1 protein-coding gene is annotated in these 1323 nt (G+C 32.3%); it reads left to right on the plus strand.

Annotation, left to right across the window (positions count from 1 at the left end; all coding sequences use genetic code 11):
• Window positions 1-229: 229 nt before the first annotated feature.
• Window positions 230-1204, plus strand: a complete 975-nt coding sequence (locus tag I7X29_RS15175; RefSeq protein WP_198475872.1) for an IS110 family transposase — start codon at window positions 230-232, stop codon at window positions 1202-1204.
• The last annotated feature ends 119 nt before the right edge of the window (window positions 1205-1323 follow it).

The raw sequence follows: 1323 nt of genomic DNA on the forward strand, positions 1-1323 counted from the left end.
ACTTTGTCGTACGTTTGCATCTTGAAAAATAAATTGTAATTTTACATTTAAATAAGCACGGAGAAAGACCGAGACTTTGTTAGTGAAAAACTGCCTTTGACGTTCAGTCCCCGTGCTTTCACATCTGTAAAACTGGATAGTTCGTTAGGTTTTAAACCTGTGTTTACGACGATAGATTATCAGATGTTATTTAAACAAAGTTATTTTTAATCTTTTTAATTTATTCATTATGAGTTATGTAGGTGTTGATATTAGCAAGGATAGCTTCGTAGTTGCTTTCTCTTCTGCTTCTAAAAGTAAAACTATTACTTATCAAAACGACGACAAAGGTATTGAAAAATTTATAAATACCCTTGATAAAGAGCAACATCATTGTGTGATGGAAGCTACTGGTAACTATGGTGTTAATCTACTTTATCACCTTTGTGAACAAGAAATAAAGGTTAGTTTAATTAACCCTAAGCAAAGTAATTTCCTTTCAAAAATGAAACTATCTACTGCTAAAACTGACAATAAAGATGCTCGTTTGTTAGTAGAATATGGAGAAAAAATGAATCCTGAAGTTTATAAAATGCCTTCAGATAAGATTATTCTCCTTAAACAGAAACAAACAGTACTTACTCACTTAATAAAACAGCGTACAGCAAGTAAAAATCAGCTAAAATCTTTAGAGTTACTCAATAAAAAAGATAATTTAGCTATTGATATGCTCAAAAACAACATAGACAACTTAGATAAACTCATCAATAATCTAGAAAAAGACATTGTTTCTATCACTGAGGAAGAGTTTGAAAAACAGGTTCAACTACTTACTTCCATTAAAGGGATAGGTAAAAAAGTTGCTACTACTTTAGTGATTATTACTAATGGTTTTTCTTTCTTTGAAAATCCTAAGCAATTATCTCGTTATATAGGTATTTGTCCTACCTACCAACAGTCGGGTAAATCGTTGAATTACAACGGACATATTAATAGAAATGGACATAGCACCTTACGTGGTCAGTTGTTTATAGCATCGTGGTCAGCAGCTAAGTATAATTCCTCTTGTAAGGCTCTTTTTGAAAGGCTTAGAGAGGAAGGAAAACTTTGGAAATTAGCACAGATAGCGGTCTGTAACAAGCTTATTAGGCAAGCTTTTGCAGTTATTAAGTCAGGAGTTGCTTATATAGACGGACACGTTCCTACGTTATCTGCACCAATGTAAACAGCTATATGAGTCACTACTTTCGCCGTAGGCGAACTAAAAGAAATTCCTTTTTAGAAAAAAAAAGTTACTAAAAAATTTGCATATTAACATAGTTCGTCAAAGTCCCAAAACTTTGA

This window comes from Capnocytophaga periodontitidis, from assembly GCF_016126015.1.
In the GTDB taxonomy this organism is placed as follows: domain Bacteria; phylum Bacteroidota; class Bacteroidia; order Flavobacteriales; family Flavobacteriaceae; genus Capnocytophaga; species Capnocytophaga periodontitidis.